Annotated in this window: 12 protein-coding genes; 3 read left to right on the top strand and 9 right to left on the bottom strand. The window is 52.5% G+C overall.

The annotated features are described in order from the left end of the window. Positions 1-49: 49 nt before the first annotated feature. Complete coding sequence (locus tag RLO07_RS05830; protein ID WP_462291190.1) at positions 50-574, bottom strand: hypothetical protein; 525 nt, start codon at positions 572-574, stop codon at positions 50-52. A 3-nt stretch (positions 575-577) separates the two neighbouring features. Continuing rightward, the gene (locus RLO07_RS05825) at positions 578-2,200 is read right to left on the bottom strand and encodes a GMC family oxidoreductase N-terminal domain-containing protein (protein ID WP_462291189.1); all 1,623 of its coding nucleotides are present in this window, start codon (positions 2,198-2,200) and stop codon (positions 578-580) included. Between the two features lie 88 nt (positions 2,201-2,288). Between RLO07_RS05825 and RLO07_RS05820 the strand changes: the two genes are divergently transcribed. Beyond that, entirely contained in the window at positions 2,289-2,786 is a 498-nt protein-coding gene (locus tag RLO07_RS05820) for a transposase (RefSeq protein WP_462291188.1), read from the top strand. A gap of 179 nt (positions 2,787-2,965) precedes the next feature. Here RLO07_RS05820 and RLO07_RS05815 read toward each other — a convergent pair whose 3' ends face one another. Next, entirely contained in the window at positions 2,966-3,397 is a 432-nt protein-coding gene (locus RLO07_RS05815) for a TonB-dependent receptor plug domain-containing protein (RefSeq protein WP_462291187.1), read from the bottom strand. 294 nt (positions 3,398-3,691) lie between these two features. Between RLO07_RS05815 and RLO07_RS05810 the strand changes: the two genes are divergently transcribed. Next, positions 3,692-4,351, top strand: a complete 660-nt coding sequence (locus RLO07_RS05810; RefSeq protein ID WP_462291186.1) for a helix-turn-helix domain-containing protein — start codon at positions 3,692-3,694, stop codon at positions 4,349-4,351. A gap of 133 nt (positions 4,352-4,484) precedes the next feature. Here the strand turns inward: RLO07_RS05810 and purU are convergent, their stop codons facing one another. The 6 genes from purU to RLO07_RS05780 all read right to left on the bottom strand — a co-directional run bounded on the left by purU (position 4,485) and on the right by RLO07_RS05780 (position 14,779). Beyond that, positions 4,485-5,360, bottom strand: coding sequence for a formyltetrahydrofolate deformylase (gene purU, locus RLO07_RS05805; protein WP_462291185.1), 876 nt, complete (start codon positions 5,358-5,360; stop codon positions 4,485-4,487). A 49-nt stretch (positions 5,361-5,409) separates the two neighbouring features. Then, entirely contained in the window at positions 5,410-7,863 is a 2,454-nt protein-coding gene (locus RLO07_RS05800) for a GcvT family protein (protein ID WP_462291184.1), read from the bottom strand. An 886-nt stretch (positions 7,864-8,749) separates the two neighbouring features. Then, positions 8,750-9,766, bottom strand: coding sequence for an ACP S-malonyltransferase (locus RLO07_RS05795; protein WP_462291183.1), 1,017 nt, complete (start codon positions 9,764-9,766; stop codon positions 8,750-8,752). Next, a complete protein-coding gene (locus RLO07_RS05790) occupies positions 9,763-11,952 on the bottom strand; it encodes a dehydrogenase E1 component subunit alpha/beta (RefSeq protein WP_462291182.1) in 2,190 nt (729 codons plus the stop codon). The genes RLO07_RS05795 and RLO07_RS05790 overlap by 4 nt, the downstream gene beginning before the upstream one ends. 927 nt (positions 11,953-12,879) lie before the next feature. Continuing rightward, positions 12,880-13,545, bottom strand: a complete 666-nt coding sequence (locus RLO07_RS05785) for an RraA family protein (protein WP_462291181.1) — start codon at positions 13,543-13,545, stop codon at positions 12,880-12,882. A gap of 115 nt (positions 13,546-13,660) precedes the next feature. Further along, positions 13,661-14,779, bottom strand: a complete 1,119-nt coding sequence (locus tag RLO07_RS05780) for an aromatic ring-hydroxylating oxygenase subunit alpha (RefSeq protein WP_462291180.1) — start codon at positions 14,777-14,779, stop codon at positions 13,661-13,663. Between the two features lie 283 nt (positions 14,780-15,062). Between RLO07_RS05780 and RLO07_RS05775 the strand changes: the two genes are divergently transcribed. Beyond that, on the top strand, positions 15,063-15,722 hold the full coding sequence (locus RLO07_RS05775; RefSeq protein WP_462291179.1) for a helix-turn-helix domain-containing protein: 660 nt from the start codon (positions 15,063-15,065) through the stop codon (positions 15,720-15,722). The last annotated feature ends 41 nt before the right edge of the window (positions 15,723-15,763 follow it).

Here is a 15,763-nt window from a genome sequence, read left to right as displayed (position 1 = left end):
TCGCTATACGTTATTTTTCTGCGCACTAACCAGTTGGTTAGCCTGACTGTCAGAACTCTAGAATCTGCCCAAGCCCCGCTATGCCAGCATCGAATTCTTTGAACTCGTCATCCAGTGCAAGTAACAAATAATTCGCTGAGGCTACCACGGCGGTTTTTTGTGGACTATGAAGTACAAACCACAGCCGGCCCTCGTCGCAAGGTACTGGATAACAATCTGACCCAGGCTCCGCCAACCCGTGCATGCGATCTGGATAGGCACTCCCGCTCGTAGCGCCCAGCACCCAGTACTCTGTTTTTCCAAGACGTGCCACCCAGCTGCCATCATCACTGGCCTCTGTCCTGTTAACCGCATCGGGATGACTAAACTGCCGATCCCTGAGGTAGCTTACTGCGTCCGCGCCTCGCACACCGAAGCGCGGCATCAGGGTAAAGTCGTACAAGGCCGTCGCTTGTGCTGCCCCTTTGATGGAAAATGCCTGGGGCTGCCCCGCTACCAGACAGTACTCGGCACCCACGAATTGTCGGTACACCGGGCTACGGCGTTTGGCTGAGCCGGGATCAAATTCAGTCATGGCTTACAAAGCCTGCCGCAGATTGAGGATGTGATCTGAGATTTTCTCCGCAATCATTATGACTGGCCCGTACGTGCCGCCAGTAACGATATGAGGCATAATTGAAGTATCGGCAATGCGAATGTTGGGAAAACCTTTCAATCGACCTCTACAATCTACAACAGTGTCATGCGCGGATTCCAGACCCATTTTGGCAGTGCCGACTCCGTGATGGGTCGTGTTCGTTGAGTTCCTGATCCAATCTTCGATGCTATCGGCGTCGACCATTGAGGCTCCGGGCGACATTTCTGATGTGCCGTATTGTTCTAGTTCACCTTGAAAAACAAGCTGGCGTACGAAGGATACAGCAGCAACCATCGCGTTCATGTCTTTAGCTTCCGTTAGATAATTTAGGGCTATCTTTGGAGGCACCTTGGGATCAGCAGAGCCTATCTGCACAGTGCCCGGGCTTGTGGGTTGCGTAAGTGAGATATCGATCTGAAAACCATGCTTGCACAGTATCTCACCGGAATCCTTTAAACAGCATGGAAGAAAGGTCAGTTTTATATCCGGAAATTCGATGTCAGGTTTTGTCCTAATGAATGCACTTGCCACAAAATGATTTGACGCCACCGGACCACGCTTGAATAGAAGCCATTGCAAACCGGCGACAATACTCCCCAATCCGTGCGTGAACCTGTTTGAACTGACCGGTTTATTAATTGCAAAACTACAAACGACATCCGGGTGGTTTTGCAGGTTTTGACCCACGCCGGAAAGCTCTTTTTTAACGGATATCCCATACTTTTCCAGCACATCCGCATGGCCAACCCCGGAATGCATGAGAATATGGGGGGTCATTAGAGCACCAGCGCACAGCACGATCTCTTTTTCAGCAGCAGCAACCTTTTTCTTACCCTTGTATTCATATTCAACAGATGAAAGCTTGTCACTTTCCCCGGTTAATCTAATAACGGTAGAATCGGGCCGAACGGTTAGATTTGATCGCTTTCCAGCCTCCGAAAGATAAGCTCTCGAAGTACTCATCCTCACTCCCTTATAGATGGTGCGATCCTCATACCCAATACCTTCCGGCACACTGCCGTCAAAATCATATGTGCGCTGGAGACCCATGGCCAACCCGGAATTAATAAAAGCTTCATCCAATTCATTAGAGAAGCCGCTCTCAGAGTCATCCCCTGCTGTAATGTGCATGGGCCCCTCTTGGCCATGAAATTCATCCTGTCGAGCGTGGTTTGTTTCAGCTTTCAGGAAATACGGCAACACATCGCTGTACCCCCATCCGCTGCAACCGAGGTTTTCCCAGTGATCATAAATCCCAGGGTGTCCGCGGTGGTAGCACATTCCGTTCACCGAAGAGGATCCGCCGATTACCCGCCCCATACGAAGTGGCAGACGCCGGTTTACCAAACCTGGTTCAGGCTCCGTCTCGAACCCCCATTTAAACGGCAGCATCATTTTGGCCACTCCAAATGCTGCCGGCATTTTCAACCCAAGCGCTGTGTCACGCGGCCCGGCCTCCAGCAGCAACACACGGTTCCTCCCATCTTCACTAAGCCTGGAAGCAACGATGCATCCAGCCGCTCCGGCACCTACAACCACATAGTCAAATTTTTCTATATCCAATCTAATAAGCCTCGTTTTATAGTTCTATCACGGCGAGAAGCGCAGTAACAAGACCCAAACCTCCCGCACGGATCCCGAGGCCCTCCTCGTGTCCAAGGGCCAGGGTACGGGAGCGCGCCCCAGTTACACCGGACATACCCTGATGGAGAACCGCAATGGCCGGCTGGTCAATGCTGATCTCACCTTGGCCACCGGTACTGCCGAGTGCGATGCAGCGATCGACATGGCGACGGATTTGAAAAGTGGGGCGACACTGAGAGCTGACAAAGGGTATGACACACGGGAGTTTGTCGATGTGTTGAGATTCCTGGACGTTACACTGGACGTTACACCGCACGTCGCCCAAAACCTGAAGCGTCCCGGCGGCTCTGCTATAGACGGAAGAACGACCCGTCATGCAGGCTACGAAATTAGCCAGCGGGTTCGCAAACAGGAGGAGGAGCCCTTCGGATGGGCCAAGCAGATTGGCGGACTCAGACAAACAAAATTCAGAGGTCTGACTCGGGTAAGGCAGGACTTTCTGAGGGTGATGGCTGCCTACAATCTGGTGCGTATCAGAAATCTGCTGCCCGAGGCGGCGAGGTGACGGGATGCGGGAAAACGATAGCGCCCATGAGCGGCTTATGGAGGCGACAGAGGCCATGAAGAACTCTGCCACAACGGAAATCGGCCCGGAATCCCCAATCCGGCAAAGCTGGCACGAATCCGGCGCGCTCTTTACCAAACACGGTGCATGTAACGACGAGAAAGTTACGGGCGTCAGAATCATGCCTTTTTCAGCAGCCTGCCAAGCACCTCTACACTACCCATGTCAAATAAAGGCATGCCTTGCAGAATATCCGGTGAAAATACCTCATCATAGTAGATCGCTACCGGCGAGCCGTTTCCCGGCTGAAAGCCCTGAAAGCCGAGCCCCCTCAGATTCCAGCGAGGTATCGTTCCGCCGCTGCCAAAATCAAGGTCAATACCGGGTACCTTGAGAAGGATATCAAATGGACTGGTGATACCAAACTCAGCTATTTCATTGGCTCCGATAACCGACATCGAAATCGGGACTTCTACAAGGGATTGCTCCTTCTTCTGCGCCGTTACTACTATCTCTTCTATTTCCGCAGCGGCAGCTATACCCGCGCAGATCAAACTAGAGAGCGTAGCCACTAATCCCTTAGATGCTTTTGAGCTTATAATGTATTTCATTTGTTTTCTCTATTTTTTGAAATTCACCATTACCGTTAAAGGCTAGCAAACAATGTCGAACTAGTGAACATATAAATATATTTATTCACTTTTATTTGTAAGTCAGCAGATTATCCGAGGTTCAAAGCCGTTCCAATGAATTTTTGCGACGCAAAAGCAATTAAGTTGAATTTCCCGACAATTTGGGTCACCGTTGGGCATCGTGAGATTTAGAACGAACCGAAAGGTGCCCGACAGGGCTTGTCCTCACGGAAAAGTCAGAACGGGAAAGTTACAGAGGGAGCTCTAAGGAGCATGACAGAGAAAAAGTCACTACCACGCATATTGCGCCCGTCAAACGCCGAGGGTATTGCGGATGAGGGGGACTGGGTGGACGCAAATAAACTCGCGCAGACAGACAGCTCGCTCGGCTTTGATATCCGTGATCTGCGGAAGGCACGCGGCGCTACGCTGTCCGAGCTGAGCAATACCTCCAAGTTGTCACAGGGCTACCTGAGCCAGGTCGAGCGGGGAATTTCTGTACCTTCTATTAAGGCGCTGCATTCAATCAGTCGGGCGCTAGGCGTTACAATCAGCTGGTTTTTTCAAAATCAAGTGACAGGGGAAGGTCAAGCAATGCGCGCCTGGGTCGTCCGCAGTGGCAATCGCAGGAAACTGACCTTCAACAACGGCATCGTCGACGAGTTGCTCTCTCCGAATCTCAGCCGGCAAATCGAGATGCTGAAGTGCACCTTCCCACCGGGGACATCCAGCGGCGACGAGCCCTACACTCATCAGGGAGAAGAGGCGGGCATCATAATCACGGGGAAGCTAAATCTGTGGCTCGAGGACACACATATCGAGCTCGAAGAGGGAGACAGTTTTGCCTTTGAAAGCAGTAAACCCCATCGTTATGCCAATCTCGAGGACGTCGATACCATTGTGATCTGGACAATTACTCCGCCAAGCTATTAGACCCTGCGGGTGGGAATCAAAGCAGAACGACTATAACTGCTGCCGGGAAGGGTGCACAATGAGCCTGGTGCCCTTACACCTTAGGCTTAAGCTGCATTTATTTTTTATACCTACGCTTTAGATTCACTGATGGCTATCTGTCGAAGACAACCGTGCGGCGACTATTAGTCAACATCACGCGGCCCTCGGCGTGCCATTTTGCCGCGCGCATCAATACACGGGACTCCACCTGCCGCCCTGTTGCTACAAGAACTCCCGCGTCGTCTGAGTGGGCCACCCGAAAAACATCCTGCTCAATAATGGGGCCTTCATCCAGGTCACCGGTGACATAGTGTGCGGTCGCGCCAACAAGTTTGACGCCCTTTTCATACGCCTGATGATAAGGCTTTGCGCCTTTAAACCCTGGGAGAAATGAGTGATGAATATTTATCGCACGCCCTTGCAACTTTTTGCAGAGATCGTCAGAAAGAATTTGCATATAGCGTGCTAAAAGCATCAGTTCAGAGCCCGTTTCGTTCATCACCTTCAACATTTGGGCCTCTTGCTGAGGCTTGGTATCGGGCGTTACTGGCAAATGGTAGAAGGGAACTCCGTACCATGTCGCCATGGAATTAAGATCATCGTGGTTAGAGACTACAGCAACAATATCTAGCGGGAGATCTCCGGTTTTCCATGCGTGGAGAAGGTCTTTTAAACAATGATCCCATTTTGATACAGCAATAACGGTCTTCAATTTGTCTTCAGTTGATCGAAAGGACCATGACATTTCGAAAAGCCTAGCGATCACATCAAAAGCCGAAGTTATCTCATCCATCATTGCGGCACTCATCAGCTTTCCATTCAACAATGTACGCATGAAAAACTGCTGGCTGCTTGGCTCTGTATGCTGCGACGACTCGACTATTGAGAACTCGCGGTCTGCGAAGAATTTAGCCACAGCCGAAACAATACCCACTTGGTCCTCACAAGAAACGCGTAAAACGTAGTGCGATGATTGACGCTCATTCATGGGGCTGCGATCTCCGCTTATATGTTTTTCTCAGTGTATTTATTTTCCTTCAACCCTTTGTTCGAAGGGATGAAGGGTCATACATGGGTTTCAGAGAAGCGTGCGCTTCATGTCTAACCCCTGCGACAACAATTTCGAACTTGCCCTGACTAATAAGTTCTGCATCAACACCGGCGTCATGGTGGACGTAGCCGAGTGCTACGCTGCCGCCAAGCGTGTGTCCGTAAGCGGCAGACGACGTATATCCTACGCGCTCGCCGTTACACAGAATCGGTTCGTTGTGATAGAGCAATGGGTCCGGGGACTTCATCAAAAACTGAACCAATCGCTTGGTCAGTTTCTGATCACTATTTTTCCTTTGTTGAAGGGCCTCGGCGCCGAGAAAGCCTCCGGTCTTTTCAAGCTTCGCCGCAAACATAAGACCGGATTCTCGCTGATCATCGTCCGACCCAATATCGTGTCCCCATTCGCGAAATGCCTTCTCTATTCGTAATGAGTTAAGAGCATGATATCCGCACAGCCGCAGATCAAATTCCTGTCCGGCGTCCATCAATTCGTCGAAAATGTAAGCAAGGTATTCCGAAGGTATGTAAAGCTCCCAACCCAATTCTCCGACGTAGGAAATCCGGAGAGCTTTCACTGTCGCGTAACCTATATCAATGTCGCGCATCCACCCGAACGGGTGCGCATCATTACTCAGCGAACTCCCACTCATTTTCTCCAGAAGCTTTCTGCTTGAAGGCCCCTGAACACTTAGTACACCGTAATTTGTAGTGACATCCGTAACAGTGACAAACTCGCCGTCACGTATATGCTGCTTAAGCCAGTAGAGGACATGTGTGTAAGTAAAAGCCGCCGTTACAATTAAAAAGCTATCTTTTTCCAGTCGAGTAACGGTTAGGTCAGCTTCTATAGTTCCTCGCTCGTTCAGCCATTGGGTGTAGATTGAACGGCCATTAGGCACGTCGACTTCATTTGTGCAGATCCAGTTGAGGTATGTTGCAGCGTCTCGACCCTGGACGAGAAACTTACTAAAAGATGAAAGTTCAAAAACACCTACTGATTCACGAACGGCCCGATGCTCTTCCGCAGAAAACTCGAACCAGTTTTGGCGACCGTAACTGTACTCATATTTTGGTTCCACACCGTCGGGGGCGTACCAATTTGGCCGCTCCCAGCCAGCCCCTTCTCCCATACATGCATTTTTTTCTATGAGTTTGTCGTGGAGTAACAATCGCTTGGCGCCCCTGGCGGTTTCCCATTGACGGTAGGGCCAATGGTACTGATACCCGATACCTAACGACTCCACAACTCGGTCTTTCAAGTACTTCGAATTGTTTTGGTGCGGTAGAAAACGACGAATATCACTGTCAAAAAAATCTCTCGGGCTATAACCATTAACGATCCAGTCTGCCAATGCTTTACCGGCGCCTCCTGCAGAGAGGATCCCGAGAGAGTTGAAACCTGCGGCTACGAAGTAACCATCAACATTCGGAGCCTGCCCCATGATGTAGTTGTGATCCGGTGTAAAGCTCTCAGGCCCACAGAAAAATAACTGGATACCAGAATCCATGGAAATGGGGACACGCTCCATTGCCGTTTCCAGATAAGGCATCAGTCGTTCCCAATCCGGCGGTAGGTCGTCGAAACAAAACTCCTCGGGAATCTTGGGAACATCCCAAGCGGCTGCCTTATCTTCAAACAGGCCGATCATTAATTTCCCAGTTTCTTCACGGTAATAGGATTGCTTTCCGGGATCTCTCAGAATGGGCAGCTCAGTGCTAATACCCTCAATTGAATCGGTAACCAGGTAATAGTGTTCTGCCGCCTGGAGTGGTATGGCGACACCGCTTTGTAACCCGACTTCCCTCGCCCACATGCCAGTACAGTTAACAACTACATCTGCCGTAATCTTATTCCCTGCGACAATGACGCCAATTACCCTGCCGTTCTCAACTAGTACTTCGTCGACGCTAGTGTTTTCGAAAATTTGGGCGCCTCCCAGGCGGGCTCCTCGGGCCAGTGCTTGCGTCGTATCGGTAGGGTTTGCGCGACCATCGTGTGGGAAATGGAAGCCGGCAAGTACGTCGTCAACATTGGCCAATGGCCAGAGGTTCTTGACCTCCGAGGGTGAAATCTCCATAGATTCAACGCCGAACGATGCCGCGACATCACAGCCGCGTCGCATCTCCTCGACCTTTTCAGCGGTGGATGCCACTTGAATGGACCCAATCGGCGAAAATCCAGTGGCCTGCCCTGTTTCCTGCTCGAGACGCTCATAAAGATCACGTGTATATTTAGCTAACCAAGTTTGGTTCTCCGTGGCACGAAGTGTGGTGATAAGCCCAGCCGCGTGCCATGTAGTTCCACAGGTAAGCTGTCTGCGTTCAAACAAAACAACGTCCTTTACCCCTAACTTCGTGAGGTGATAGGCAACGCTGCACCCAATGATACCGCCTCCGATGATGACCACGTTTGCGCTACCGGGAATTGGCTTGGACATCAACTGCCCCCTTAAAAGTCTGACGCGTAGAAAAAATGCGGCGCGAAGCCAAATGCTCCCCCAGTGAACTTTTATCTCATAATTTTCACTTTAAAGCAAGGCGAAATTGCTCATTTTCTGGGAAATATAAGCCACTCGGCATCTTAAACGCAGCAACACGACATAGTGCCCGATTCAGGCCAGGACGCCTTCCAGGTAAGTCGGGGGCTCTGCAACTCGCTTAAGGAGCAGAGCTTCAACCTGCTCAGTTGGTCAGTAAGGCGGTAGCGTTATACAGGAAACAACAACTGCAGAAACGGTGCCGGGATTACGGGACTTATGCTAATGGGTACTCGGAGAGTAGAAGCTGTCATCGGCCTGCCGGCTTTCCATTAACAATCAATTTCAATTTCGAACTCCGCACCGTGGCTTTGAGCAGAGGAACCCGAAGACTCTGCGCTGCGCATTAAAGTACGCCAAAGGATCCCTGACCGATTAATTGCCCGAGTATTGAGTAGAAAATCTGTAACTTCCGAGCAAAAAATAGGTGTGGCGATCCATGGGTCGGGCCATAGCGTGCCACCACCAGCACTGGTTTCACTTCCCTGGAATCCGTGCCACATTGACATCAAGTGCATGACTAATCTCGAACAACATCTTGATGGTTGACGACGAAACGTCTCTTTCGATCTGGTTGACCTATCCGACCGCACTCTCATTTAATTCGGACATATCCGCCAGGGTCATCTTCTGGCTGGCGTTAAGCACCAAGCGTCCCCTGTTACATTAGTAATTTCTTTCGCCTCGTAACATGTTTTCATTTCGCAGGGTAATCAAACAGGGAGCTGCCCCCACATTCGTCCACGGGCACCTTGGCCTTACTTCTGCTCCACCACCGTGGTTTACTTCAGCTGACCAATTCCGTACCGACAACAATCGCCTCCTCGGCCTGCCGTTTCTCGAATGCGTTTCGGTCTTCAAGGTCACGCCAACCTGCCGCAACCAGGCATTGCGCCACCGATTGGCGTAGCGTCCTACCAGGCCCGAGTACCACGAACATATCGGGCTCAAACTCGAAAGCTGCTATGCGTAGCGCTGTGGTGAAATCGTAGGTCTCTGTGACTTGTCGACCCAGCGTGTAGTCCCAGAGCTGGTCACGTTCATAGCAGTGCGGATACCACAACGAGCCATGCCCATCGACAAGAGGTAACGAGGTCGGCTGAAGCGGTAAATTTGCAAGCTGTAGTCGGGCTTCGTCTGCTACTGGCGAAAGTAAAGATGTGTGGAAAGCGGCATGATTCGGCAGGCGCATTGGAAAGCGGTCACCTATCACCGGCACTGCTTTCTCAAAGGCACGCAGCCCCGCCTCGTTGCCGGCGAGCACGATCATGCTGCCTAGCCTGATGGACACCTTGAGTACCTGGTCTGCGCTCCCATCTATCTCCGTCACTCGATCCAGAATCGCACGTTCACGCTGATGGTTAGCAACCCAATCGATGTCCGTGCAGGGATAGATGAGCTGACCGCCGACACCGCCCGACTGCATGAGACTTCCCATAGTGTTCACTAGCTCAAATCCGTCCTCGGGACTCAGCGCCCCGGCACAGGCAAGCGCGGTGTACCAGCCCATCGAGTTGCCCGTGACTGCCACGATCTCTAAGGCGTGGTCGTCTATATTGAGATAGTCGGTATAGCTACAGGCGTAGATCAGTGCCGAGGCATTGTCGCTGCGCATGTGCAGACGGCTGGAGAACCGGTCAGAGCCATCTAGTTCGCTAACTGTTAATTGCTGTTCTCGCCGTCGAATATTGTCGAAGAGCTCTGTAAGTTCTTCATAAGCACCTCCGGTTCGTTTCAGGCTGCCAAGCTCATTGCGGTTGTAGGTACCACGCCCCGGGCAGACCAAGACTGCTCTCCTACTCATGATTCTATTCCCAAAAGAGCAAGAGATGTCTCGACTATCGCGGCGCAAGATGGCAGCGTTGCCGCATAGGCCGGGCCCGTCGGAATAAAGGAGTCCTCTGCCGTAAGCCGCGCAATCCGCTGCAACCCCGCCTCATGCAGGTGAGCCATAATAGCCTCAGATACATTGCCCGACCGGCGGCACTCGTCAACGACCAAGACATGGTCCGAACTGCCTATGGCTTTGATTAGAGAATCCACAGGTAACGGTGCAAGCCAACGGAGATCAATGAGACAAGTGTCGATGCCATACTCGAGCTCCAGCGTGCGAGAAGCCTGATTGGCGAGGTAATAGCCATTACCGTAACTGACTATTGCCAGAGGGCCGTTACCGCGCTGGGCGACTTCCCCAAAAGGCGCCGTGTAGGTCGCCTCCGGATAGGTAGTGCTCCAAGCGTTATCGCCTTCCTCGTAAAGGTCGCGGATGTTGTACAAAGCAATGGGTTCGATAAAAACCACGATGCGCTGCTCCTCACGCGCAAGCCGGACCGACTCGCGCAGCATAGCAACAGCATCTCGTCCACTGGAGGGGCAAGCAACTATTAATCCCGGGATATCTCGAAGCACGCCCAGGGAGTTGTCATTGTGGAAGTGGCCGCCAAAGCCTCGCTGGTAAGCAAGCCCAGCGACACGTACGACCATAGGGTTAGTAAACTGGCCATTCGAAAAGAATGATAGCGTTGCGGCCTCGCCTCTTAGCTGATCCTCCGCATTGTGTATATAGGCGAGGAACTGAATTTCCGGTATTGGCAGGAATCCATTGTGAGCGGCGCCTATAGCAAGCCCGAGGATAGACTGTTCATCAAGCAAGGAGTCCATGACACGACCTGCTCTGAACCGCTGCTGTAGCCTCTGGGTTACACCATAGACCCCACCTTTCTTACCAATATCTTGCCCAACCAGAAAAATTTCCGGATGCTCTAAAAGAAGGTCCAGCAGACCCCAATTGAGAAGCTTCGCCATTGGCTGAGGCTTTTGTATGTTGTTCCATTCACGACCAAAGGCTTTGCGGCGCTCGTCAGGAGTTACGATAGACGCTGGGGCGACGGCACGCCTCGGTGGCACAATGCTGCGCATGACATCGGTAGCGTTTGCCAAGTGGGGCCTGACGGCAGCTTGCGCGGCAATTGCTTCACATTGAGCTCCAACCTGATCGTAAATAGCCAACAGTGCGGACCCGTCGAGTATTCCTCGATCAGCAATAAGCCGCGCAGTATGCAAAATTGGATCGTGCTGTTCGTCGGACGCGATATCTTCGCTTGAGCGATAGCTGATTTCAGGGTCGGAACCGGCATGGCCAAGTAAGCGCACCATCGATAAATGAAGGAAGGCGGGTTGGCGCTGCTCGCGCACGTGCTCGACGGCCTCCCGCGCTACGGCGTACGAGTCATAGGCATTCAAACCATCAGCGTAAAAATAGCGCAATCCCGGACGATGCTGGAAGCTGCTGGCAATCCAGCCTTTCGGTGTCGGCACCGAAATGCCGATACCGTTGTCTTCGCATACGAAAAGGATTGGAAGCTGCAGGCCACGGTAGCTCATCCAGGCTGCCGTGTTGAGTGCGCCTTGCGCGGTGGAGTGGTTGACGGAGGCATCGCCGAACGTGCACGCGACGATACCGTCGCGACGGAGGGGGTGGGGACCCCGGTTTACCCCCCGAGGCATGCCAATGGAATACGCCGCACCGACCGCCTTCGGCAGGTGACTGGCGATGGTGGATGTCTGCGGTGGAATCGCGAGCAATCGCGAGCCGAGAACCTTGTGTCTGCCCCCGGACAACGGGTCTTCAGAAGAACACGTGAAGCTCAATAACATGTCTCGAAGAGGTGTGCTTCCCGGGACGCGCATCGCCCGGCGGAGTTGAAAGGCTGCATCACGATAATGCAAAAACGCCATATCGTTATCGCGGAGTGCCTCTGCGACTGCGGCCATGTTTTCGTGCCCAGAAGACCCGATGGTATAGAAGCTCTTACCGGATTTCTGCAAATTCCTGGCAATTCTGTCCAGGTGGCGCGACATGCATTGCGCGCGGAAAATTCCGATGGCGGCAGCGTTCGGGAGGCCGGCGCGGCCCACATTCCCGACTACATAGTCTCCTGTCTGCATACGCCGGCGCAGCTTTTCGTGCAGTTGATTGGCGTCACTCATGGCCTAGGATCGCTGCTCTTTCTCTGCGGGACTCGGGTAGACTGCTGCCGCGGCATCGCCCACCCACGTCGCTCTGCTCCTCTTCATGTCGTTTTCGCAATGAAACTCTCCAAATTGTAGTAACCAAGAATTGGCTACGCTCCCTGTCGCTTTCGGGCGCACAGCATAAGCTTCGTCGGATTGCCTACAAGCTCCACAAGACCGTTGTCTGACTGTGGCATGCTTACAGCCATTCCCCCTGGCTCGAATCTATGGACTCTCTACCAAGGTCTGCATGCCGCGCACGGACGCGGCAAGGATACTTCGCGCAGAACGGGTACGAAACTAGTCGTGTCTTGGCAAGGAGAAATCGCGGACCCTTTGCGACCTACTGAAAGAGCTCCAGGGCCGAGGAATACGCGGCCGTGCGAAGATCGGCTCCTGGAATGGCGGGACGACGACTCGACCGACGAGACCTTGTAGGAGACCCCACACGTAACTACCATAAATTACTCCCATACTCAAAAAGCGGCGATTTGGTCCGGAATTATGGGCGCCGCTGCCGCCTAAATTGTTGCCCAAAGCCCGGATTTGGCAGGAAACCTGGCTCGTCACAAAACGTTTACTCTGTGCTTCGAAACGTTCCCATAGGCGGAGCGCTGACAGGCGTCACTCTTCTGCTCAGCATGCTTTTCTTATAACAACTGGAGCCTCGATTCTTTATGTGCTCGCGCAGTTCAGTACGTTCTTAGGCTGGGGAATCCCCCAGGGCACGACCGTGACTATCGTCTTTGCCCAGCCCAGTATCACGGTGATGCAAGAACTGTAAATGTCCGTGTCGATCCCTTTTTCGATTGTCCTTTTTGGTTGAACAGCTACTTTTATCGGCCGAGCAACCTTCGACCGATTCAAAAAGCGCACCGAGTCCAGCTAAGAGCCGGCGGTTCTTCAATGGGTCTCGGCAAGCACCTGGGCAAATGATTTACCCTCGCGCAGCGCCTGGCGCATCACGACGTCAGCCTCCACATCGGCCCTGAGCATTTCCTGCACTTCTGCGCTGCATGAGCGCGGTACCGCCACACATCCGTCGCCATCGCCTACCACAATATCATTAGATTCTACGAATGCTCCGGCGCAGACGACAGGCATGTCTACAGAGACAATCCTCGCCCTCTTAATGAAACTCAAAGGAGAAAATCCTGAGCAGAAAACCTGGTAGCCGATACCTCGGATACCCTGCGAATCTCTGATCCAGCCGTCCGTTACCCAGCCTGGCGAACCGCGCATCTGAGCGGCGGTAGCAACAATCTCGCCGATAATCGTGTATCGATTGGGCCAACCACATGCCACGACCGGCACATCACCAGGCTGCAGTGACTCAATAAACGCAGTCAGGCGCTCCATTAGCTCATCGTAATCCTGCTCCGTCTCGCCTGGAGCGAATTGCATAGTCCGGGCTCGCCCGACAAGCACACCGCTCCCGTCCAGAGCGCGTACAGTTGGATCAAGCACCTGACTACTTTTTCCAAGACGATCCAGCGCGTCAGCGATCGCGGGTGTCTCAGCCTTCTCCCAGCCTTTCATTAGTTCCGTCATGCTTATCTCGTTTGTCATATACATTCCACCCTGTTATCGCATGATATGATTCTACGCCTAATATCATGCGATCCAGGCGCCTGATCGTCCGCACACAATGAAAAACCCAATCACCCCTATGCAGCCGAGCAATTTAATCTAACGCCGCCTTATAGGCATTCCAGGTGTAGGCGAGCATGCGCATCGTGTGCTCTTCCCGCCTGGACACATATTGGAAACCACCGGTGTTAGTACGCAGGTTGCGCTGCTGCTTCTCTGCGGCCTCCGCGTCTTCGTGAAAGGTCCTCTTATAAACCTCGACCCAACGATTGAATCTCTCTTCCGGAACCCCATTCTCGATAAAGTAGTGCTGTCGTAGGCAGCAGGACTCCGGGCCCGTGGGAATGATCTGAAGCACCGCCATCAGATCGTTCTGCTGCACTATTGTACATCCAGGAAAAAAGTGCAGGACTAACTGATCACCACCGTTTAGGTCATCGCGATTTTTCGGCTCCAAACCCTTGTAATGACAGATCGTCATTCTATCTGTATAGCGCAGACTGTAGTCTCCGTCTCTGGTGGCGAACGCAGTCGCAAAGGAGTCACTGTGCAGTGATTTGCAGTGATAGCATTCGAAATTATTCTCCTGCCAAAGCTTCCAGTTTGAACGCTGGCTTACTTCCAATCCCACTCGATGCGTGTACCGGTCCGAGCTATCATCAAGACCCTCCTCGGCAACCCACTGCGATAGATGCGGGTGAGCGACACGCAGTGGCGCGGCATTCGGGTCGGGATTGACAAAAACCAGAGACCCCCAGGTGTCGACGGCAACGCGAAAAAGAGAGGAGTCCGACTTGTCGAAATCCTTCTCGCACTGAGTATCCGGCGCCGCCTTCAGATGACCAGTGAGATCATAGGACCACGAATGATATTTGCACCGCAGTACTCGACAGCGGCTGTACTCCTCCTCAACAACGGGATAACCGCGGTGCCGACAGATATTAAGAAATCCATTCAGTTCTCCGTCATTACCGCGGGTCACGATCACCGGTGAATTCCCGACCAAACCAGCGACAACGTCACCTTCTGTCGACAATCTGTCCAGAGGTGCAAAGTATTGCCAATTATTGGAGAAAATCGCTTTGGCTTCGAATTCATAAACGCTGGGGTCGTAGTAGGTGTGCATCGGCAGACCGCGGTTGCGCTGCAGCGCGTCCTCTACCTCCGCCACATCAATCCCCAAATCCTCCGCCCGGGTAGTTTTGCCTGTCATGTACTTTTCTCCTAAATCCCTTGCCAAGGGTGATAGTAGCAAAGGACGCCAAGGTAGTGAATATAAAAATACATATTTTCACTTTTGTTTTTACCCAGCAAATAATCTAAGATTCACAGCAGTGAATTTTTTAAAGCGCTAGAGCAATTAAGTTGAATTTCCTCCCGGATTGGGTCGCCGTTGAAACTATATGGATTGAGAACTGTCCGAAAAAGGGCCCTGCAGGGCGTCGAACTCACAGAAAACCTATAACGGCAAAGCCACAGAAGGAGCTTCGAGTAGCATGCCAGAAAAGCAGTCTCTTCCACGCATCTTGCGCCCGTCAAATTCCGAAGGAATCGTGCATGCGGGCGACTGGGTGGACGCCAACAAACTCGCGAAGACAGACGGCTCGCTCGGCTTTGATATCCGTGATCTGCGGAAAGCACGCGGCATGACGCTGTCTGAACTGAGCAAGATCTCCGAGTTGTCACAAGGCTACCTGAGCCAGGTCGAGCGGGGAATTTCCGTGCCTTCCATTAAGGCACTGCATTCAATCAGTCGGGCGCTGGGCGTTACAATCAGCTGGTTTTTTCAGAATCAGGTGACAGGGGAAGATCAGGCCATGCGCGCCTGGGTGGTCCGTAGTGGCAATCGCAGGAAACTGACCTTCAACACTGGCATCGTAGACGAGTTGCTCTCTCCGAATCTCAGTCGGCAAATCGAGATGCTCAAGTGTACCTTTCCGCCCGGCACTTCCAGTGGTGATGTCCCCTATACGCATCAGGGAGAAGAAGCGGGTATCATCCTGACCGGGAAGCTGAATCTGTGGATCGAGGGCACACACATCGTGCTCGAAGAGGGGGACAGCTTTGCTTTTGCTAGCAGCAAACCCCATCGCTACGCCAATCTCGAGGACGTCGAAACCGTGGTGATCTGGACGATCACACCTCCAAGCTATTAGACTCTCCGGGCGGAGAATTTACGCTAGAAGCATCGTAGCCG

Source organism: Haliea sp., assembly GCF_040221975.1.
Taxonomy (GTDB): domain Bacteria; phylum Pseudomonadota; class Gammaproteobacteria; order Pseudomonadales; family Halieaceae; genus Haliea.
This window is presented reverse-complemented; position numbering and strand designations above follow the sequence as displayed.